Origin of the sequence: Gracilimonas halophila, assembly GCF_042684365.1 — a bacterium.
In the GTDB taxonomy this organism is placed as follows: Bacteria; Bacteroidota; Rhodothermia; order Balneolales; family Balneolaceae; genus Gracilimonas; species Gracilimonas halophila.
In genome coordinates this window covers 1-21,653 of record NZ_JBHULI010000025.1, presented here as the reverse complement: position 1 = coordinate 21,653, position 21,653 = coordinate 1, and the positions used below count along the sequence as shown (strand labels likewise).

The window sequence follows — 21,653 nt, the reverse complement described above, 5'->3', positions numbered from 1 at the left end:
TAAGTTATTTACTTTTTCTTTGTGTTCTTTGTGTTCCCCGTGGTTAGCTCAATAGTTGTATTAAATGCTTCACAATCCTACCCGAAGTACTCCCATCCCAGAGTTCAGGTATCTCTCCTTTTTTCCACTCGCCGGCGAAGAGTTTTTCGAGGGCGGGTTGGATGGCTTTGGGATTTACGCCAAGCAGTTCATTGGTTCCTATATCTACCGTTTCAGGGCGTTCGGTGCTGTTGCGAAGTGTCATACAGGGAATACCCATTACCGTAGTTTCTTCTGTGATGCCGCCGGAGTCCGTGATAACCGCTTTGGAGCGTTCTACCAGGTAATTGAATTCGAGGTAACCCAACGGTTCGATCATATGGAGGCGTTCATGACTAATCCCCAGGTTCTTTAAGATCTTGGCTGTTCTTGGATGGACTGGAAACACTAAGGGCAATTCTTGTGTATTTACAATGATCTCATCCATCAGGGATTTCAGGGTTTCTTCTTCATCTACGTTCGAAGGACGGTGAAGCGTCATTACGATGTAATTACCTTCTTCCAGCCTAACCTTATCCCAAACCGTAGGCTTTTGAAATCTTGGGCGATGCTTTAGCAGTGTATCGATCATCACATTCCCAACAAAGAAAATGCGCTCATCCTCTACCCCGCTTTTTTTGAGATTGGCATTGGCTACATCCGACGTGGTAAAAAAATAGTTGGTTACAGCGTCAGTCGCCAAGCGATTGATCTCTTCCGGCATTTTCCAGTCCCCGGAGCGGATTCCTGCTTCCACATGAGCTACCGGGATGTGCATTTTTTGAGCGGTGATGGCACAGGCCATCGTAGAGGTTACATCTCCTACCACTAGGCACAAATTGGAAGGTTTTTCCATAAGTAATTTTTCATAGCCGGTCATAATAGCAGCCGTTTGTTCGGCCTGGGTTCCGCCTCCTGCTCCAAGGTTTTCATCGGGGGCAGGTATTCCAAGCTGTTCGAAGAAAGAACCGCTCATATTTTTGTCATAATGCTGACCAGTGTGTACCAGCCTGAAATCGATATCTGTACCCTGCTCTTTTTCTTTCTTGATGGCGTCAATGATGGGAGCAATTTTCATGAAATTTGGTCTTGCTCCGGCTATTAGATCAATAAACATATACCCTTTGTTTAGTCTTTTTAATTTTGATGAAAATAGTGATTTGTTGGTAATGTTTTTAGATGATTTCCATCCTATCCAACCTGTTTGTCATTTCGACCGGAGTGAATGAGTCCCGACAGGGCGAAAGAACGAAGTGGAGAAATCTTCGGGGTTGATTTCGACAACACAGGCCTTGGCTAGCTCCGTAGATTTCTCGGCTGCGTTTGCTTATCCGTTCCGGATTCGCAAAGCTTCGCTCGAAATGACAAAAACAGAGGGGGAGGTAATACAAACTACACCCTCACCGGCTTGCCCTGCTTCAGGCTCTCAATAGCCGCAAAAGTTGCCTTCGTTGTATTTACAATTTCATCGAAGGGAATGAGTGGCTCTCCACCTTCTTGCCAACGGTTGGTTAGGAGTTCGAATTGTTTGTGGTGGCCTTTGTCTTGTTTAGTTTTGAGGATCTTACTGGTAAAGCCGCCACCGAAGCCGTAGCCATCCAGACGGCGGAAGTTATCGAGGATGAGGTTGTTGCCTTGGTAGTATACTTCCACCCTTTCTTTGGAGTAAGATTTGTTGCCGTTGGCAAAATAGTTGATCACGCCCAGTGAGCCATTCGCATATTTCAAGTGAATGGAGGCGTTGTCGGTGTTTTCTTTGGGATCGGTGCCCATGGCCTGCATACTCACTTCAACTACTTTGGAGCCGGTCAGGTAGGTGATCAGATCTACATAGTGACAGGCTTCGCCGACAATACGTCCGCCACCTGATTCCAGATCGTGAACCCACACTTCCGGGGGAATATGACCGGCATTCATGGTTGCAATGACGTTCATGGGGCCTGGTTGTTCACCCAAAAAGGATTTCATCTTCTCGGCATGGGGCGAAAACCGGCGGTTGAATCCTACAGTTACTGTATTCCCCGTTTCTTCTACCGCAGATATGATCTCCTCCAGCTCTTCCGGTTTCAAAGCCAACGGTTTTTCCACAAACACCTGCTTTCCTGCCTTCAATGATTGAATCGTCATTCTAGCATGAAGATTATGCTGCGTAGTTATAACTACCCCATCCACTTCCTTATCACTTAACACCACATCCAGATCCGTAGTACTGTTGGGAACTTTGTACTTTTTGGCTAGCGTTGTCGAAGACAACCCGCCCGAGCTCACAATATATTTCATAGAAGCCCCGGCCTTATCCAGTGCCGGAAGTATCATCGCTTGGGTAAAGTTGCCTGCGCCGATGATGGCCATCGTGCCATTGGAGGGTTTGATTTCTGTATTAGGCAATGATACGGTCCGGCTGTCAGCTGATAGCTGATAGCTGTCAGCTTCCGGGTATTCAAGAATAGAGGCTATAGATTTACCGGCACTCATATCCCCATAAATCTCCAAATAATCTTCCAACTTCACCCTTTCGGTGATAAGGGATTGTACATCCACGCTACCGCTTCGGATGGCCTCCAATACGGCTTCAAAATTTCGCTTTTCGGTCCAACGTACATAAGGCAGCGGATAGTCCTTTCCGCGCTGTTCATATTCTTCATCATAGCGGCCGGGACCGTAGGAACAACTTACCTGGAAACTCAGCTCTTTTTCGTAAAAATCGGCACGGTCGATGTCCAGTCCAATAACGCCCACCAACACAATGCGCCCGCGCTTGCGACTCATATTTGCGGCCTGCTTGATCACATCATTAGATTTAGTACTGGCGGTGATAATCACCGCATCGGCACCTACCTCACCGGTAAATTCTTCCATGAACCGAACCGGGTCTTGCTTGCCAGAGTTGACGCCTGTAATGCCATAACTTTCTGCCTGCTTCAGCTTATCTTCATCCAAGTCAAATCCTACGACCTTGCAGCCGTTGGATTTGAGTAGTTGGGCTGTAATAAGCCCGATGAGCCCCAAGCCGATTACAGCTACCGTTTCCCCCAGAGTAGGCTGTACCAACCGAATACCTTGCAAACCAATAGCTCCCACTACGGTAAAAGAGGCTTCCTCATACGAAACGCCTTCCGGGATCTTGGCAACCAGGTTTTTGGGAACGGCTACATACTCGGCGTGATTGCCATTGGAAACCACCCGATCTCCTGGACTGAATTCCGTTACGCCTTTTCCCACTTCCACCACTTCACCGGCCTGACTGTAGCCCAGAGGTAAGGGCGTACCCAGCTTTCGGAATACGGCCTCCAGCGTAGGCTGTATGCCGTCGGTTTTCATTTTGTTGATGACTTCCTTCACCCGCTCGGGCTGCTGACGGGCTTTGTCCAACAGGTTGGCCTGACCAAAACTGACCAGCATTTTTTCCGTGCCTAAAGAAACGAGGGTGCGATGAGTTTTGATGAGCACTTTACCGGAACCGACTCGAGGAGTGGGGACTTCTTCTAAAATAGTGTCACCGGATTTGAGGTCTTGGATGATTTGTTTCATTCTATAAAAATAACTTTAATTTTTTTCTACTATGGAGCCGAAAGCATTTTTAATCAACTCAAGTTTTTGCTCCGGATTGGGATAATTAATCAGTACTGCTTTATATACTCCCTTAAACACAAACAAGCTACCTGCAGCGGCACCAATTACCCCAAACTTACGGATTAGTTCTTCAATATCGTCAAGTGAGCTAGCCCCGCCAAGAGCAGTTACAGGGATGTTAACCTGAGATTTAATTTTTTCAATAAGAGTGTAATCGTACCCTTCCATAACTCCATCCTGATCTACGGAATTGATTACAATTTCACCCACGCCTTTGTTGGCTAATTCAACTGCAAAATCAACCGGGTTTAAACCTGTAGATTTGGTGGCATTGTGAATATGAACTTCCTGTTTCTTAAAAAGACCTTTTTTCTTTATATCAATTACAGCTACAACGCTTTGATTACCTATCACACGGCCTATTTTAGTGACCAACTCAATATCATCAACCAAGGAAGAACTCAATGCTACTTTTTCGGCTCCCAAATTAATGATCTTTTGAGCCTGCTCAACGTTTTTTACACCACCTCCATAACATAGAGGCATTCTGCATTCAGCAGCAATATTCTTAATGAGCTGATAATCCGGTTCATTCCCTTCCACCGAAGCATCGATATCAATCACCATTAATTCATCGGCTTCTTTCTCATTGAATATTTTGACCGCATTAAGAGGATCACCTACATATTTGGGATTCTCAAACTGTACTGTTTTTACCAACCCCTTATTGTGTACTAATAGACAAGGAATGATTCTTGGTCGAAGCATTATAGTTCTGAAAAGTTTCTAAATATTTGAATACCGTTAATATGGCTTTTCTCGGGATGAAATTGGGTGCCAAATATATTGTCTTTTGAAAGCGCTGAGGTAACAATATTACCATAATTCGTTTTTGCCAGTACATCATCCTCGTTATTACATACAAAATGATAGGAATGCAAAAAGTAAAACCCTCTTTCAGGATCGATGCCTTTAAAAAGCAAATTATCCTTCATTTGTTGAACAGAATTCCACCCCATATGCGGCAATAAAACCGATTCACCATCCTTATTCTTAGGGTTCAATTTTTTCACCTCGGCATCAAACCATCCCAAGCCTTCACGTTCACCCTCATCACTTTTTTTGGCCATTACCTGCATTCCAACACATATTCCAAGAACCGGGATTTTCTTTTCGAGTACCTGTTCATTTAAAGATTCAATTAAACCTGAAGAAACTAGCTTCTCCATGGTTTCATCAAAGGCACCAACGCCGGGTAAGATTAATTTTTCTGCTTTGGAAATGTCCTCTGATGTATTGGCAACAAAAGCGTGAATGTTCAGCCTTTTATAAATATTTAGAATAGCCTGAATGTTTCCCGAACCGTAATTAATAATACCAATCAACGCTTTCCTCCTCTTTCAAGCCCCATCATTCTCATCACGCTGGCCCCGATATTATAAATGGTCTCCATTGATTTATAATCCTCATACGTTCTCTTGGGCATCTCAAAATATTCTTCGAGTTCAGTAACCGGTATTCTTAATTTGTTGGCCACATACTCTTTATCGTGTTCAACCTGTTCCGGATCGTATGCCGGGTTTTTAAGTTCTTCCAATGCTTCGTCACGAGTCATTTGATTGGTAAGGATAAGACTTGAAAACTGCACCTTTCTTGTATCATATCCGAATCGTTCAGGCAGCCAATAACTTTCATAAAACTTGGTGAAACGGGACTCAAAATGTTTTTGAGGATATTTCTGATAGCCATATTTCTCCACCAATAAATTCATGGCTTCTTCTTTATTATATACCATATAATCTAACGGACGGTACAATTTGATGCCTCTTAAATAGGGTAAATAAGCCTTATGCCACAATATGTTAGTGACCGGATAATCTTTTAGCTTTCCACTACCGTGTTTTTTATGAATATCCTTTAGCTGAATGGAATCAGATTGGTAATACATCCACTCCAGAGGATTTCTGACACATTCTGTTGAGTAATTTCCCCCGGTTAATATGTATTTGATCTTATGCTTAGATGCGAACTTATACATGGTCGCAAAAAAAGCATGATCCTGGGGTACGTCAATATGAGGAACACCGGATTTAAAGAATGCTAACTGCAGATCGCGCATTTCTTCCCAGTTGATAACTTCGGTAAAAAGATCAAGACCTAACCCATCAATCAGTTTTTCAATGTTGTTTACCGCTATTTGAGAATTCCATCCGGCATCCACATGAAAAACCAATGGCCTTAATCCATAATCGTGAGTCATCTTATATAACAGATAGGAACTGTCAATTCCACCGCTCATACCCATCAAGCAGTCAAAATCTTTTCCCTTGCCCTCTTTTTTAATGGCCTCTACTAATTGCTCTAACTCTTTTTCTCTTCCTTTACCATAATTCCAAACCGGTTCAATATCTTTGTAATAGGTATTGCAATGATCACAAACTCCATTTTCATCAAAAGTGATTTTGGAGTCTGTGGTGTCCATTACGCAGTTTGTACAAACTTGTATATTCATTTTAAATCAGAAATAAATCGGTCAATAATTTTACTGTATTCGTAAACTGTATCATTCCAAGTGGGTAATTTCTTTATTTTTTTATTTCCATTTGAAACTAATTTTTTCTTTAGATTTTTATCATTAAATACCTTTTCAATTGAATCAAATATTGACTTACTATTAGTAGGTATAAAATACTCAGCTGCATTTCCACAAACATCCCTGGCAAAATCTAGATCACTAGTTAGTATAGCAACATCATTATACATTGCCTCAACATATGGTAGACCATACGTCTCTAATAGTGTCGGCATTAATAAACCATCGCATTGTTTATAAAGTGAAGAAACGTGTTTCATTTCAACAGAACCGATGTTAATAATTACATCTTCAAGTCTCTTTTTCGAAATCTCATCCAAAAAATATTTGGCACCTTTACCCTGAGTTGAATCAATTGTTGTTATAATTTTATACGGCAAATTATGTTTTTTAATTCTAACCGCAAGAGGTAATAAAACCTCTAAATTTTTATGTGGATAATAATATGTTAAATACAATAATTTATCACCCATCGGTAAATTAAAATCGTTGTATACCCCTCCATCTATATTATCCTCTGATACACCATTAGGAATTATAGTTATATTGTCAAACCCATATATGTTAGATAACCGTTCTTTAATAGTTCTGGTTTGGGAAATAAATATATCCACATAACCTGAATAAGCTTTAAATAGAAATAACTTAGATCTTCTAATAATCTTACTTTTAATATTCATAAGATCCCATACTTGACTATCAGGATAAACAGCATAAGGCCAATCAAACAAAAATATTTGTTTTACTGTTGTCTTTATTGGAATATCTGCAAGATTTAATACAACATCTATGTTTTGGTGCCTAAGTAAGCGTGGTAATACCCATGTATAAACAATTGGATAAATAACAAGATTACTGTAAAGTTTATTTAGCTGAATAATTTCAATAAAATGATTTTCAAATTGCGAATAATCAACATTAGATGGTGTTAATACAAAATATTTATCTGTTTTATTTTTTTTTGAAAGAATGGACAAGTAGTTAACTAATATACTTTTTCCACCACCAGATTTTGCATTTAATCCATTAATTAAGATGTTTGCCATGATTTAATTTTCTATAGCGTTTATAAAACCAGATACCATATTATTCATATTAAGTTTTTCTGAGTATAACTTGAAAGCATTTGCACCTAATCTTTGGCTTAGTTCTGGTTCACAAATTAATCGTAAGAGTACATTTTCAAGTTCATCTTGACTTTGAAATAATATTGAGTTCTTATTGTTTTCTAACTTATCAAACTCAGCTCCCTTAAAACCATTTTTAGCAGTAACGACAGGAATACCATATGCAAAACTATGCTGCGCCCCCAAACCTATTGCATCCGGGGAAACATAAGCGTAAGCCCAAGAAAATATTTTTTTTAAATATTCATCATCCGTAATCTTTCCATAAAATATAACACGATCACTAATACCAATTTCTAAAGCTAGATTTTTTAAATTTAAGTTTTCTTCTCCTTCCCCAACTATACCTATATTTACATTTTTTGGAATTTCATCTTTTATGCTTGCAAAGGCTTTCAACAGTAAGTCAACTCTCTTTCTTTTTTGTGCCCGGCCAACATATAAAAATAAACTCTTATCTTTCATGCTTAAATTCTCAGAGTTAGACACATCAATCGTATTTTCTGCAATAAATATTTTTCCATCATTAATTCCAGCTTTTTTGATTTTTGGAACTTCGGAATCATTATAAAGAATAACCCCATCAGACTTTTTTATTAAGAAATTTCGAATACTATTTATAAAAATCCTTTTACTGTATCTGTGTCCCCAATAAATAAATTTTGGCCCATTAATAATAAGACCTAAAACAACATTATTAATCCATCTTATATCAAACATAGCAATAACAACATCATAATCTTCACTTTTGATTTCATTCCTTATTCCTCTTTGAAAAAAAAAAGGTCCAATATTAATACTTGGTTTAATAATTTCCCTGTATTTATCATTTTGTGAAATTGAAGGCTTACCAGAGTGCAGAACCGATATTTGATAAGATTCGGACAATTTATTGTATAGTGCTTTTCTATAGTGAAGTATTTTACTTTGAATTATTAATATTTTTTTCATCTAAAAAAGAAGATTTATAAGTGAAATTGATAAGGACAGCACATGTTTGAACTACCATAAATGGCCGCTAACAAAATTAAGAAATATAGAAAAATAATAAATGGTCCAATTATTCGGTCTTTCTTGAAAACCCAATAAAAATAAATAATATAAGCTAAAACTAATGGTCTAAAAATCAGAAAATAGTTAGTCAACCTTCCAATTAATTGAAACTCATAAAAAATATTAAACAGTATTGCCCCAATAAAGAAAAGTACCAAATAAGGTTTTAATTCGGGTCGTCGCTTTATCCAACTTTTACTCAACATAATTATCAGGAAGTTCACCAATAACTTAAAAGTAAATCCTAAACCTAAACTTGTTTCTTCTGCTGCTAATCTACCTGACTCAGCATATCTTGCATATCTTTCAACGGTCCCAATGTCATCACTTAAAGCTAATACCAATAAATCTAAGTTTTGATAAATAGTTGAAAGATCTAAAAAGAAAACGGCTATCAGTGAAACTCCATAAATAATCATCCAATAAATCTGATTATAAAGTTTTTCATAGGGAATGAAATAAAATGGTATAAGTAATAATGAACTTGAATGGAACAAACTTGCTCCTATAATAGAAAGCAAAAATAATTTCAGATTACGATCAATTATGAATTTGACACTAAATACCCATAATGCCATTGCTGTAAATTGACGTACAAGATTCATTCCTGAAAAGAAAAACTCATCTGTAAAAATGAAAAAAATGAATAGCGGTATTATATATCTTGGGACTGACTTAAAATAAAAATACCAAGCTATAATTGCGGAAGAAAAAAACACCCATTGATATCCTAAATTAAGTACGCCAACAAGCCAATTTAGTGTATAATAACCTAATTCATAGTATTGATCGAAATAGGAAAAGCTTGAATTTGATGTCAAGCTTAAGAAATCAGTAACATATCCATCCCAATCATTTCCGACTTCGAATCTAATACCAACAAAAAATGATATAACTATAACTATTAATACATATAATATGTTTAGATCATTTGGATCATAATATTTCTTTCCTTTTAATTTTTTGTCTTTTAAATAATAGGTTGAAATAACTAAGAAGAACAACAGTGATAAATAAAAAATGTATGTGAAAATATCTGTCATTCCTTTGTTGTTCCACCATATAGTTTATTATACTCTTCACCCAAATTTTCCCAGTTCAGCTCCCTTACTTTATCCTTGGAACTTTCTATCAATTGGTGGTATTTTAGGTTTCCAAATATATCAAAAACACTTCCTAGCTTTGTTTTAATATTCGATTTATTAACGAAAATTGCAGACTGATCATGCTCAAATATCCCGTCCACTCCTGTATTTTCATGACCAATAATTAAACACCCTGCAGCAGCAGCTTCAAGAAAAGCTCGACCAAGTGTTTCAGGATAGCTTGGCTGTATATATATATTTGCCTCCTTCATATAATTTGGAACTTTATCATAATCGACAAATCCTTCAAATGATATTTCCCTAGAAAGACCATACTTTTTTACCATACTCTGAAGTTTATCAAGCTCCGGCCCATCTCCTAATATTTTATAGTGAAAACGATATCCCTGATCACGTAATGATGCCAATGCTTCTATAACTCTATCCAAGTTTTTCCAATCTAAAAGCCTACAAACACTGACTAGTTTAGGTATTGGAAAATCTTTGTTGTCTTTCATAAAAAACCTTTCTTCAACAGGATGTGGAATTAGTTTTACCTGAAAGGTATTACCAAAACTCTTGTAAATTGAAGGACTGGGAGTGATTAAGTGTTCAGCCTCATTAATTATCTTTTTCAATAGAGGTAGCTTAAACCACATTGATTTCAACTCACCACGCAAATTTAATATAAAAGATTTATCTAATTCCTTTGCTAACCAATAAGTTACAATAGCATCCGGAATTAGATTCTGAGCAAGTAATAGGTCTGATTCTTTAGCATCACTATATATCTTGTCCTTGATAAAGAATTTATATACTAAAAAATTAAACGGAACTAACAGATAATTAATACAAAAATTACTACTGGGTGGCATTATCCATGGATAAATTACAGTTTTATATCCTTGAACATCAACATTTTTTGATTCTTGATATTCCCTGTAATTTTTCCATTTTTTGTTAATTTTAGCTAAAATCGATGGTGTGTAAGGCAATGATTTTGCAACGGTAAATTCATATCCATATTTTTTTACCAAGTAATCCTGAATTCTTATCAAAATATCGTTTTCTCTTTTGAGACCAGGTAATGGAATGATTGAAGAAATGTTTAGGATTTTCATTAATTAATGATCCCATAATTTTCTAATTCCTGAATGACTTTTTTAACCGACTTTCCATCATACTCAGTACCTACTGTATCAACATAATAGTTTGCTTTGTTTCTTATATATGGTCTATCATTACTCAATTCATGAATCTTGTCAGTTAGTTTAGTCACTTCTTCAAAAACATCAACAATCATACCCTTATTGATGAAACCATAGTGATCTGCTATTTCATCTTTTAATTTGAGATAAATTGGATATACATTGAGCAAAACAGCCTCCAAATGAATATTTGATTCTGCTGCTATATTAACCTCAACTTTTTTTAAAAATTCAAAAGAGTTTTCAGATTTAGAATTTGAAAGTTCTATTCCTAATTCTTCTTTTAAACGATTGTATAATTCATGCCTCTCATCTCTAGGATGAGGCCGCAAAATTAAACTTTTGTTACCAAGTTTATTGTGCAACTCTGTTACAAACTCATAAATCTTTTCCTCTTGATCTAATAGGTTTGTACAAAAACCTATTGTATTAACTGAAGTAGTTTTATTAATGGATTTATGATATTGATCGAACTTCATCATTCCTACCAGCTCGACCTTTCCACTTATTCCCCTTTTCATGTACTTACTTAAAGCATCCCTACCTTCTAAAAGACTGAGATCAAATTCCAACTTTGGAAATTTTTCTGTTACAGAAGCATGCTGTATATATACAACCGGTATAGAATTTTTTTGGGCTGCCATTTTTAGTACTCGATGCCAAACCAAATGGTCATTTGACATGATAATAGCCTTTGGTGTTTGAAGTTTAAGGTATACCACCCACCATAGATACATACCCCGGATAAAAAAATATGACTCAAAAAAGTAAAGTATTTTTTCTCGTTTATTTTTGAATTTAACAAAGTCATACAGAAAAACAGGGGAAAGAATAATACTTATTATGCAACCAATACCCATTGGTATTCTATTCACAGATTCTTTAGGTAACCCAGCAAAAATAAGATTATTAATTCTATCCTTTAATGATGCTAAAGCATTTTTTTGATTTACTGAATTCGCAAAGCAAATCACTTTATTTTTAAAACTATTGTTCTTTGTAAAAAAAATAAGATCCTTAACTAACTGCCTGAAAGTATAATTAATAGATTGAACTATTTTCTTTAAGACAAAGAATATAGTAATCTTGGTTTCTACTTTTTTAAAATAAGTAATGCTGTAATTTGCTTCTAATATATTCATAAGCTTTAACCCTTAATTCTATTAATTAAAAAATAAGCAGGGATAATCAGACAAACTATTCTTATCAAAAGACCAACGTTGTATTCAGTATTACTAATAAACAACAAGTGTTGAATGCCCCAAGCGAAAAGGATCATAATTATTGGTAAAACAAATACTTTTAATGAAGTTATCTCTTTAATATCAAGAACCCATTTTACATTTATGTAGTGTAGTATAAAGAGTATGCCATAAGATGCTAAGGTAGTCCATGCAGCAGCTATATACCCATACTCTGGAATAAGTAAGTAGTTTAATCCGATATTTAAACCACCGGCAATTATGGTAAATAGTGCAATTTTTTTAGTCTTTTTTTGGTAAAAAGCATAATTAACATACATGGTATACACGAAGAAAAAGAAATAGGACACTACAATAATAGGAATTATTATAAGAGCTTCATGGTACTCCTTATCTACAAGAATTGTTATTACTTCCTTTGAAAAAAAGATTAAGACTACCGCTACAAATGAAACTATTAAAGCATATTTTTTTGCTAAGTCATTTATATCAGATATTTTATTCTCATTTAGTTTTTCGTAAAAAATTGGTGTCCAGGACTTTAGTATTCCCATTGAAATAATGTTCTGTATCATTCCAATTTTATATGCAACTGAATAAAGTCCCGTTTCTCTACTTCCTACTAATTGGTTGATAATAATCTGATCAAATGTATTTAAAATATTCTGAGAAAGTAGATGAACAACAATGGGCAACCCAAATACCAAAGAATATTTTAAATGCTTCTTTTCAACATTAAATTTAATGTGGTCATTAAGGTACCAGAGCGTAATACCAAACATCAAAATGACACCAATGGCTTGTCCTATAGCTTTTGCATAGTAGCGTTCATCTGACATTTGGTACATAATTATGATGGCTAAAACCGTACTTACAAAAGCGTAAGTCACGTTTAATGTAGCCACCTTTTTACTGCTCTTCGCTGCAGTTAAATATGCCTGATATAGCTGATATATAACTTGTGGAATTGTGATTCCTAAGGCTATATATATCATCCCGTATGGGATGTTTAGAAATTTATATATTTCATCCCTAAATATGATTACTAATACTGTAAGCCCTATGCTTGCTGATAGTACAAACCAGAAATTACTGCTGAAATATTCAAAAAAATCATCGGTATCCTCATAATAGTATCTACCTATAGCCCCTCTAATTCCAAAACCAAAAATTATTGCTAAAATCCCGGTAAAAGAAACAAAGACTGAAAGCACGCCATATTCATCTGGCGACATTAATCGAGTGAAAATAGGGAGTGTTATAAATGCGAGTCCCTTTGTTAGTACCTCTGCAGAAATGTAGTTTTTCGAATGCTTAAGTAATTCGGTTAAATCTTTTCCAAGATTAAACTTTTTTAAAATTTTATATATCATTAAGTAATTACTTCAAGAATAGGATTGATTTACCAATTTTTCCTTCTCAACAACCTTTATGATGTCCAATAGCCCTACGGTATCAAACCGATTATCAGGAAAGTTGTAGGTATTGACTGAGTGGTACCCTATTGCAGCTTGTGGATCTTTGATGTTCTGCTTTTGAACTTTGAGTTCTTTCCCCCACTGCTCTGGGTCTCGTTCATCCCCTCTGGAGGTTATTTCTTCTCCAAGTATAACTACATGCGTTTGTATATTATATTCATATATTAGCCTATGCAAGGTTGCCCCAAGGCCAAGCAACTCATCATCCTGATGAGCTACTACTACAATAATTTTTTTATTTTTCAGATATTCTAACACCAGCTTTAATATTTCTGTCTGCTTTTAGTGAAGCTCTAGTAAATCCAAACTCTATTCGATTATATCAACATTTTGAAAAATAATCTTTTTCCCATCTGAGGTGCGAATAAAAGCTCTCGGATAAGGCCCTGTGAGCATCCTGACTTTATTATAAATATATCTTCCTGGTTTAGAACTAAGCTCCACTAATGTGATCTCTGATTCTGAAGGGGTTCTTCTTTCGTAATATGTAGCATTCTCTTCTTTTTGGGGCGTTAAAATATATTCTCCATCAAACACTTTGCAAGTAGTTTCATAACCAACTTTAATTATTCTCTCAAATATATCTTCAATATAGCCATTAAGGCTTATTTCTTGCTGTATATATATGTCCCCTTTATCTAACTCTTTTGTCATTCTAAATAGAGTAACAGCTGATTTAGTTTCTCCATTAATTATCTGGTTTTGAATTGGAGAGCCACCTCGGTATTTGGGGAGTGGGCTTGGATGAAGCATTATTGATTCATAATTATCAACAAACTCATTACTTATCATCCAACTCCAACCATACCACAAGATTATATCTGGTTTAAAGCTTTTCACTCCCTCCTCAGAAAAATTCTCTTTAGAGTGAATCAAAAGAAACTCGTGCTCATCATAAGTTTTTGCCAACTTATTATAGATTTCAGATGCCCAACTTCTATATGTAATACAAGCTATTTTCATATTCTTATATGTCTAATTAATCTATAAGCTTCTGCAAACTCACAACCACTTTGCATGCCTCTGTACTTAGCCAATGAAACTATCCCTTCATATGATCTTGGAAATGGGAACTTTTTTACTTCCGTTTCATATTCGGCTAGTGCATCCCACTTAAGCTTAATTTGATCACCGGTAAGTGCCTCAAAGTAATTGGGTAAAAAAGCTTCAGTAAATTTCCATTCACTAGAAGATAGTATTTCATACTGAAAAACCTTTTCCACAAAATTATTGGCATTAGGGCGTGTTGCCATTATTGAAGCTTTAGAAACAATTTTATGGTCATTATTTGCATCGTTCTCAGAATGAGTAAATAGAGTATCAGGTTCAAATTGAATAATCTCTTGTTCAATTATCTTGTTTATATTAATTATAGGAATCTGATCCAATCGACCACACGGTAAATTATAAAACTCTACATTTTTAACTCCTAAAATATCCAAAGCTTTAATCCCTGATGTGTTTCTTCTATTAATAGCATCACTTACTTCTTTTTTTCCAAGTTCAGCTTCCGAAAATCGGCAAGAGGAGCCCTCAGCTATAAAAATCACTTTGAACTTAACTGAAGAAGAATATTTTGCCATGAATCCACCACAACCTAATATATCGTCATCAGGATGAGCTGAAACAATTAATACCCGTTTCATATCTATAACTCTAATTTGTAAGGGTGAAATTTATTAGTTTTGTATTCTCTATTGTATGTGTTTTTCATTAAGCTTTTACCGTATGAAACTATTCTTTTCTTTTTTTTCTCTGATAAATTCAGCGAGTGTCTTCTGTAATAAAAAAGGTGATCTTCATTTAGAGCACCTTTATTTGATTCATCAATTATTTTCAGAATCAATTCGTAATTTTCTAAACCACAATTTTTTACGCTTTCTGAATAGAATTCAACATTTTTCAAGGTCTTCTTTCTATATAAAGTACCTGTAGCTAAAAAATCTCCCCTATTGAAAATTTCCTCTTTATTAAACGGCGGTAACTCTGATTTATCAATTACTTCACTATTCGCATTAAATATATAATAGTTTGAATACACGAAGGCATATCCGGAGTTTTCTATTAGTGGAACTATTTCGCCCAAGTAGTCTGGAGAAAGCTTGTCATCTGCATCTACTCTCACTACATAATCTGCATTAGATACTTTAATTCCATAATTAGAAGAGAATTCTATGCCACGATTCTGGTTTTGATATACTTTTAACCTTGAATCTGAAATTCCTTTTAGGAGACTAATTGTTGCATCTGAACTTCCATCATCAACTACAATCACATCAAAATCATTAAAGCCTTTTTGATTCAGACATGATTCAACACATTCAATGATGTAATCTTCATAATTATATGAAGTAATTATTATCGAGACCTTAGGGCTAATCTTCTTTACCATTTAATATGCTCCAGTCTGATATAATCACCTGACTCAATATCTTTGATTAACTTTTTACCTATAACTTTGTCTACTTCATTAGGATGAATCGCATCTTTAGGACAAGGTCTCTGATATTGGATGTGAGTTTTTTTCAAATTATCCCCTTCCTTTAAATTAGTAGTTACCCGTATAGCTCTTCTCTGAAGTACTACTGTTTTCTTTTCATTCTCTTCAACTTTCTTAACCGTGCTTCCCATAGCTGACTCTAACAACCTTGTTGAATCAACCATAGCTTTCCAGGCTTCAGGGTCCATTGAAAACGGGTGATCTGGTCCTTCTCTACTGCAATCATCAGTGAAATGCTTTTCAACAGCCACCGCGCCTAATGCAACCGCACCAAGTACCGTCTCATGACCTGGAGTATGATCGCTTAAACCTAGAAGAACATCAGGAAACAAAGTTTCATAAGTTTTTAATACGTTCAGATTGATGTACTTAAAATTTTCGTCTGATCCAGTATAGTTAGTATTACACTGCATCAAAAGAAGATCTTCTGTATGACTACTGATAATATCTACAGCATCTACAACTTCCTGCATGGTTGCTGCACCAGAAGCAAATAAAACTGGTTTACCAGATTTTGCTACTTTTTCTAACATTTTATTCCATGCAACATCACCTGAACCAATTTTAAAAGCCGGCACATAATCATTCAAATGGTCTACCATATCTAAGTCATAAGGAGTTGAAAAAAACTCAATCCCAATATCATCACAATGCTTCTTAAGTTCATCAGTCCAGTTTACCGGCACCTCAGCATCTTTATAAACTTCAAAAATCGACTTTTTCCACTTTGCCTGATGACTATACTTTCCACCTAAATTTTTAAAGCCATAATCACTTACATATTTAGAAACATCATGATGCTGAAACTTTACTGCATTTGAGCCACTCTCTTTCGCCAAATCAATAAGTTTTTTTGCTCGATTTATATCACCATCGTGGTTAGCAGCAATATCTGCAATAAAATATACTGGATGGCCTTTTCCAATTAAATCATTTCCAATTTTTATATCTTTCATTGTATTTAATTTTAATATCATTAACGGTTTCTATAAGGGCAGGGAGTTTTACACTTCTTTCAATTTCATACTTTTTGCAAGATAAAGTTTGATCAGTTGATCTTTTTGCTCTACCACTAAATTCCCGAATACTTCCTTTAGTTAATAAATCAAAATTACCATTTAGGCTTTTGACCAACTCATAACCAAAATCATATTTTGTAACAACTTCAGATCCTGATATATGACAAATTTTTCTATTCATTGGATTTTGGATAAGTGAAATAATTTCTTTTCCAAGTCTCCAAATTGAGATCGGAGTAAATAAAACATCTTCAAATAAATTTATCTTTTCTTCTTTCTGTTGACTCCGAATAATCCACTCAGCAAAACCACTTTTTTTCGAATTCAAGTTCAGTCCCACAATTGTGGTTCTTATAATTGAAATTTTTTTATGTGAACTCTGTAGTAAAAATTCACCGAGTTCTTTAGACTTCCCATATATATTTTCAGGATTTGGAATATCACTTTCTTTAGCAAGATGGATATCTGGTGAAAAAACAGCGTCTGTCGAAATATAAATTATATGACACTCTTTATTTGAAAAACTTGCCAACTTTTCACAAGAAAAAGAATTTGTAAGAAATGCCTCATATGGATTATTCTGGCAGAAATTACCGTTGGTTATTGCAGCGCAGTGAATGATTACATCCGGATCAACCCATGAGAATAGTGGAGAATAATCTTCTTTATTTAGATCGAAAACTTTGAATTTATCAAACTTCCTTTCTTTAAAATCAGATGAAGAAGTAGAGTAAACATCAAAGTGGACTTCTAATTGGCTAACTAAATTCGCACCAAGCATTCCTGATGCACCTGTAACTAAGACTTTCTTCCTTGTCATAATTGTTTAAAATTAGTCATTTATCATCTGATATTTAAGCTCTGCCAACTTCCAATCATCTATGTTATCTATATCCTGAGCCTCTAAAGGATTAATTACAATACCCCCAGTATTATCTGTCCAAAGTTTTTTTTGGGGAATTAATTTATCGGGAACAAACCAATAAAACTGCCCTGCATCATGATACCTCTTTTCTAGATCTTGTGATCTAGTAATTAAATTTTCTGGATTAACCATTTCTATACGATTCCCTTCAACTAATTTAAGACACCTTTGTATAGGATGTGAATACTCTAAAATTGGAAATATACAATCGTAGTTTTTTTCTTTTAGTTTTCTAAAAAAAAACTTCAACCTTTTGGGGTTTGTAAATGGTGCTGTAGGATAAAGGCAACATGCATAATTAAAGTTTTTGCCAACCTCTTTATATCTATTAATTACTTCTTCCAAGACCTCAATAGTGGTAGCATAATCATCTGAATTTTTTTTACTCCTAAGAAAAGGAACTTCTGCTCCATAGCTTATAGCAATTTTCTTAATTTCGTTTGAGTCAGTTGATACCATCACAGTTTCAAATAAATTACTCTTTAGAGCTGCATTAATTACATAACTGATAATAGGTTCACCTAAAAAGTTTCTAATATTTTTTTGGGGAATTCTTTTACTACCTCCCCTTGCAGGAATAATTGCGATTGCTTTACTCATAGATTAAAATCCGGATCTACGTGTTCTTTGATAAGATTTCTAAGGCTTTCAACTGTTTCCCATTCTTCATTTTCGCCGGAATTATAGCGAAACCCTTGCTCAACACGTTTAGCATTATTCTGCTCAATAAAATCTTCAAGCTTAAATCGAGGAACCTGCGGAAGAATTGCGTAGTATTTACCTAAATCATAGGTGTTAAAGGAATCCGAAGCAGTGATCATTTCCTCATGAACTTTTTCCCCGGGACGAATCCCAATAATTGGCTTTTCACATTCAGGCCCGATAGCCTCCGCGACATCCATAATACGATAAGAAGGGATCTTTGGGACAAACAGCTCTCCTCCCCATGCATATTCAAGTGCATGCATGACCATATTCACTCCCCCTTGTAGGGAAATATTAAATCGTGTCATATTCGGGTCTGTTATAGGTAATACTCCTTCCTTTCTTTTATTCAAGAAAAAAGGAATTACAGACCCATTTGATCCCATTACATTTCCATAACGTACTACAGAAAACTTAATGGGATTCCATCCTCTTATATTATTAGCTGCTATAAAAAGTTTATCCGAAGTTAGTTTCGTCGCTCCGTAAAGGTTAATTGGAGCCGCTGCTTTATCCGTAGAGAGTGCAACTACTCTTTCAACTTCTGTTTCAAGGCATGCGTTGATCAAGTTTTCAGCTCCTAACACATTCGTTTTGATACATTCCATTGGGTTGTATTCAGCAATGGGTACATGCTTCATCGCCGCCGCGTGTATCACATAATCAATTCCTTTCAGAGCCCGTTTTATACGCTGTTCATCCCTGATATCTCCAATAAAAAACCTTATTTGAGGAAATTGATCATGTGGATGTTCTTGCCCCATTTGGAATTGTTTTTGTTCATCCCTAGAAAAAATTACTAATCTATTGATGTCAGGATAATTTTCAAAAATATGTTTGGTGAGGGCTTTTCCTAATGAGCCAGTACCACCTGTAATAAGTATTGATTTTCCGTTTAGCATTGATTCTTTTTGTTCTAAATTAATTCTTAAGCTTTAATAATATGGTTTTCACTTCTCGGTTTAACCCCACTCATCGAATTTCTCGTATCAATGATACAATCACTCCACTCAGCCAGCTCTGCATAATCAATGGTCGAATGGTTCGTGGAGATCAATACAGCATCAAAACCTGAAACCGTTTCTTTGTTCCACTCCACGGTTTGCATTCCGGTGTACTCCCCATGTTCACGGGTCGGCAGAACTTCCGGGATGAACGGATCGTAATAAGCGATCTCGGCTCCCATTTTCTTCAGCAGGTCAAAGATCTTAAAAGTCGGAGATTCACGCATATCATCCACATCCGGTTTGTAGGCGAGTCCGATCACCAGCACCTTGCTGCCGTTCATGGCTTTTTTGTGAGTATTGAGGGCGTGCATGGTTCGGTCCACCACGTAGGTGGGCATATTCGTGTTTACCTCTCCGGCCAGCTCAATGAAGCGGGTGTGTTTCTCAAACTCGCGTGCCTTCCATGTGAGGTAGAACGGATCAATGGGAATACAGTGCCCGCCCAATCCGGGGCCGGGCGTAAATTTCATAAAACCAAAGGGTTTGGTCCCCGCGGCATCCAGCACCTCATGTACGTCAATACCCATGGCTTCATACACCACCTTCAGCTCATTTACCAGGGCAATATTCACCGAACGGAAGATATTCTCAGTCAGCTTCACAGCCTCGGCAGACTTGCAGTCGGAGACCGGCACGGTTTCCACAATGGCCGTATCGTACATGGCTGTTGCCAGCTTCAATGCCTCGTCTCCATGTCCGCCCACCACTTTGGGGATCTTGGCGGTATTGAAATTCGGGTTGCCCGGGTCTTCGCGCTCGGGGCTGTAGGCCACATAAAAATCGGTTCCGGCTTTCAGTCCGGAGTTCTTCTCCAGGATGGGGATCATCAGCTCCTCGGTGGTCCCCGGCCAGGTGGTGGATTCCAGGATCACCAGCTGTCCCTTGCGCAGGTATTGGGAGACGGTGTCGGTGGTCTGCTCCACATAACTCATATCCGGCTCGCGGTGGTGGTCGAGGGGTGTGGGCACGCATAACAAAATAGCATCGGCTTCATCGAGGCGGGAGAAATCGGTGGTGGCATCGGCTTTATCGGAGTTGGCGAGGGTTTCCATCATCTCGGTTCCGAGGTGTTTTATATAAGGAATTCCTTTTTTTAGGTTCTCAATCTTTTTTTCATCTATATCATAACCAACTACCGGCATTCCAACCTGGTGGAAGGTCCACATCAGTGGTAAACCTACGTACCCTAAACCTACAATACCTATGGTGTAGGTTTTGTCTTCTATTTTTTTAAGTAAATTTTCGTGTTGGGACATTTATGTGCTTTATGCTTTTATAATTTCTTGCCTGTATCGACTTTCCCTTACTTTTGTCTTGATACAAAAGTAACAAAAGATCAAGGCTGTAGAAAAAAGCCCTAAAAATGATTCCAATCCGCTAAAAGAAATCAATGCTCCATTACTGGGCTTGCAAGGAATTCGAGTACCATGCGGTTTGATTTCTTTCTTAACGCTGCATTTCATCATTTTCTTAACGGTCTTTTTTCTAAGGCCGGATATGTAATTCATTTTAATCCTGGTAATTCTAATAATCCTTAAAATCCTGGTTCAACTTCTTCGCATCGATATCAAAACCGAGTACGGGCATGTTGTTTTGGTGGAAGGTCCACATGAGGGGGAGACCGACGTAGCCGAGGCCTACAATACCTATGGTATAGGTTTTGTCTTCTATTTTTTTAAGTAAATTTTCGTGTTGGGACATTTATGTACTTTATGCTTTTATAATTTCTTGCCTGTATCGACTTTCCCTTACTTTTGTCTTGATACAAAAGTAACAAAAGATCAAGGCTGTAGAAAAAAGCCCTAAAAATGATTTCATTCTGCTAAAAGAAATCAATGCTCCATTACTGGGCTTGCAGGTAATTCGAGTACCATGCGGTTTGATTTCTTTTTTAACGCTACACTTCATCATTTTCTTAACGGTCTTTTTTCTAAGGCCGATTGTTATCAATTTCATTTACTTCCCCAGGTGCTTGATGTACGGGATGCCGTTTTTGAGGTTTTCGACTTTTTTCTCGTCTATATCATAGCCAATTACCGGCATTCCAACCTGGTGGAAGGTCCACATCAGTGGTAAACCTACGTACCCTAAGCCTACGATTCCTATGGTGTAAGTTTTGTCGGTTATTTTATTGAGTAATTTTTCTAATTGAGTCATTTA

Annotated in this window: 22 protein-coding genes; all 22 read right to left on the bottom strand. The window is 36.4% G+C overall.

What is annotated here, in order from left to right:
* Window positions 1-43: 43 nt before the first annotated feature.
* The 22 genes from wecB to ACFSVN_RS10795 all read right to left on the bottom strand — a co-directional run bounded on the left by wecB (window position 44) and on the right by ACFSVN_RS10795 (window position 21,650).
* Entirely contained in the window at window positions 44-1,135 is a 1,092-nt protein-coding gene (gene wecB / locus ACFSVN_RS10900; protein ID WP_390302416.1) for a non-hydrolyzing UDP-N-acetylglucosamine 2-epimerase, read from the bottom strand.
* A 275-nt stretch (window positions 1,136-1,410) separates the two neighbouring features.
* Entirely contained in the window at window positions 1,411-3,549 is a 2,139-nt protein-coding gene (locus ACFSVN_RS10895; protein ID WP_390302413.1) for a bi-domain-containing oxidoreductase, read from the bottom strand.
* A gap of 15 nt (window positions 3,550-3,564) precedes the next feature.
* Window positions 3,565-4,359: an AglZ/HisF2 family acetamidino modification protein gene (locus tag ACFSVN_RS10890; protein ID WP_390302410.1), complete on the bottom strand. Its 795-nt coding sequence runs from the start codon at window positions 4,357-4,359 to the stop codon at window positions 3,565-3,567.
* A complete protein-coding gene (hisH, locus tag ACFSVN_RS10885) occupies window positions 4,359-4,976 on the bottom strand; it encodes an imidazole glycerol phosphate synthase subunit HisH (RefSeq protein ID WP_390302407.1) in 618 nt (205 codons plus the stop codon). Before hisH ends, ACFSVN_RS10890 begins: the two co-directional genes overlap by 1 nt.
* Window positions 4,973-6,103, bottom strand: coding sequence for an N-acetyl sugar amidotransferase (locus ACFSVN_RS10880; RefSeq protein WP_390302405.1), 1,131 nt, complete (start codon window positions 6,101-6,103; stop codon window positions 4,973-4,975). The genes hisH and ACFSVN_RS10880 overlap by 4 nt, the downstream gene beginning before the upstream one ends.
* Complete coding sequence (locus ACFSVN_RS10875) at window positions 6,100-7,230, bottom strand: glycosyltransferase (protein WP_390302402.1); 1,131 nt, start codon at window positions 7,228-7,230, stop codon at window positions 6,100-6,102. Before ACFSVN_RS10875 ends, ACFSVN_RS10880 begins: the two co-directional genes overlap by 4 nt.
* 3 nt (window positions 7,231-7,233) lie before the next feature.
* Complete coding sequence (locus ACFSVN_RS10870; RefSeq protein WP_390302399.1) at window positions 7,234-8,262, bottom strand: glycosyltransferase family 4 protein; 1,029 nt, start codon at window positions 8,260-8,262, stop codon at window positions 7,234-7,236.
* 14 nt (window positions 8,263-8,276) lie between these two features.
* Window positions 8,277-9,407, bottom strand: a complete 1,131-nt coding sequence (locus tag ACFSVN_RS10865; protein ID WP_390302397.1) for an EpsG family protein — start codon at window positions 9,405-9,407, stop codon at window positions 8,277-8,279.
* Window positions 9,404-10,570 (bottom strand): glycosyltransferase family 4 protein, encoded by a 1,167-nt coding sequence (locus tag ACFSVN_RS10860; RefSeq protein WP_390302394.1) that lies wholly within the window; start codon window positions 10,568-10,570, stop codon window positions 9,404-9,406. The genes ACFSVN_RS10865 and ACFSVN_RS10860 overlap by 4 nt, the downstream gene beginning before the upstream one ends.
* Window positions 10,570-11,799, bottom strand: a complete 1,230-nt coding sequence (locus ACFSVN_RS10855; RefSeq protein ID WP_390302391.1) for a hypothetical protein — start codon at window positions 11,797-11,799, stop codon at window positions 10,570-10,572. Before ACFSVN_RS10855 ends, ACFSVN_RS10860 begins: the two co-directional genes overlap by 1 nt.
* 5 nt (window positions 11,800-11,804) lie before the next feature.
* On the bottom strand, window positions 11,805-13,232 hold the full coding sequence (locus ACFSVN_RS10850) for a lipopolysaccharide biosynthesis protein (RefSeq protein ID WP_390302388.1): 1,428 nt from the start codon (window positions 13,230-13,232) through the stop codon (window positions 11,805-11,807).
* A 12-nt stretch (window positions 13,233-13,244) separates the two neighbouring features.
* Window positions 13,245-13,595 carry a PIG-L family deacetylase gene (locus ACFSVN_RS10845; RefSeq protein ID WP_390302385.1) on the bottom strand — a complete coding sequence of 117 codons (351 nt, stop codon included), beginning with the start codon at window positions 13,593-13,595 and terminating at the stop codon, window positions 13,245-13,247.
* A 51-nt stretch (window positions 13,596-13,646) separates the two neighbouring features.
* Window positions 13,647-14,300, bottom strand: coding sequence for a formyltransferase family protein (locus ACFSVN_RS10840; RefSeq protein WP_390302382.1), 654 nt, complete (start codon window positions 14,298-14,300; stop codon window positions 13,647-13,649).
* Complete coding sequence (locus ACFSVN_RS10835; protein WP_390302379.1) at window positions 14,297-14,983, bottom strand: PIG-L deacetylase family protein; 687 nt, start codon at window positions 14,981-14,983, stop codon at window positions 14,297-14,299. The genes ACFSVN_RS10840 and ACFSVN_RS10835 overlap by 4 nt, the downstream gene beginning before the upstream one ends.
* 2 nt (window positions 14,984-14,985) lie before the next feature.
* Entirely contained in the window at window positions 14,986-15,729 is a 744-nt protein-coding gene (locus ACFSVN_RS10830) for a glycosyltransferase family 2 protein (protein WP_390302376.1), read from the bottom strand.
* Window positions 15,723-16,793, bottom strand: a complete 1,071-nt coding sequence (locus ACFSVN_RS10825) for an N-acetylneuraminate synthase family protein (RefSeq protein ID WP_390302373.1) — start codon at window positions 16,791-16,793, stop codon at window positions 15,723-15,725. Before ACFSVN_RS10825 ends, ACFSVN_RS10830 begins: the two co-directional genes overlap by 7 nt.
* Window positions 16,768-17,676 carry a dTDP-4-dehydrorhamnose reductase family protein gene (locus ACFSVN_RS10820; RefSeq protein ID WP_390302370.1) on the bottom strand — a complete coding sequence of 303 codons (909 nt, stop codon included), beginning with the start codon at window positions 17,674-17,676 and terminating at the stop codon, window positions 16,768-16,770. The genes ACFSVN_RS10825 and ACFSVN_RS10820 overlap by 26 nt, the downstream gene beginning before the upstream one ends.
* 12 nt (window positions 17,677-17,688) lie before the next feature.
* Complete coding sequence (pseF, locus tag ACFSVN_RS10815; RefSeq protein ID WP_390302368.1) at window positions 17,689-18,381, bottom strand: pseudaminic acid cytidylyltransferase; 693 nt, start codon at window positions 18,379-18,381, stop codon at window positions 17,689-17,691.
* On the bottom strand, window positions 18,378-19,388 hold the full coding sequence (gene pseB, locus ACFSVN_RS10810) for a UDP-N-acetylglucosamine 4,6-dehydratase (inverting) (RefSeq protein WP_390302365.1): 1,011 nt from the start codon (window positions 19,386-19,388) through the stop codon (window positions 18,378-18,380). The genes pseF and pseB overlap by 4 nt, the downstream gene beginning before the upstream one ends.
* A gap of 26 nt (window positions 19,389-19,414) precedes the next feature.
* Window positions 19,415-20,749, bottom strand: a complete 1,335-nt coding sequence (locus ACFSVN_RS10805; RefSeq protein ID WP_390302362.1) for a nucleotide sugar dehydrogenase — start codon at window positions 20,747-20,749, stop codon at window positions 19,415-19,417.
* Between the two features lie 268 nt (window positions 20,750-21,017).
* Window positions 21,018-21,194, bottom strand: a complete 177-nt coding sequence (locus ACFSVN_RS10800; RefSeq protein WP_390302359.1) for a hypothetical protein — start codon at window positions 21,192-21,194, stop codon at window positions 21,018-21,020.
* Between the two features lie 255 nt (window positions 21,195-21,449).
* Window positions 21,450-21,650 (bottom strand): hypothetical protein, encoded by a 201-nt coding sequence (locus ACFSVN_RS10795; RefSeq protein ID WP_390303823.1) that lies wholly within the window; start codon window positions 21,648-21,650, stop codon window positions 21,450-21,452.
* Window positions 21,651-21,653: the final 3 nt, after the last annotated feature.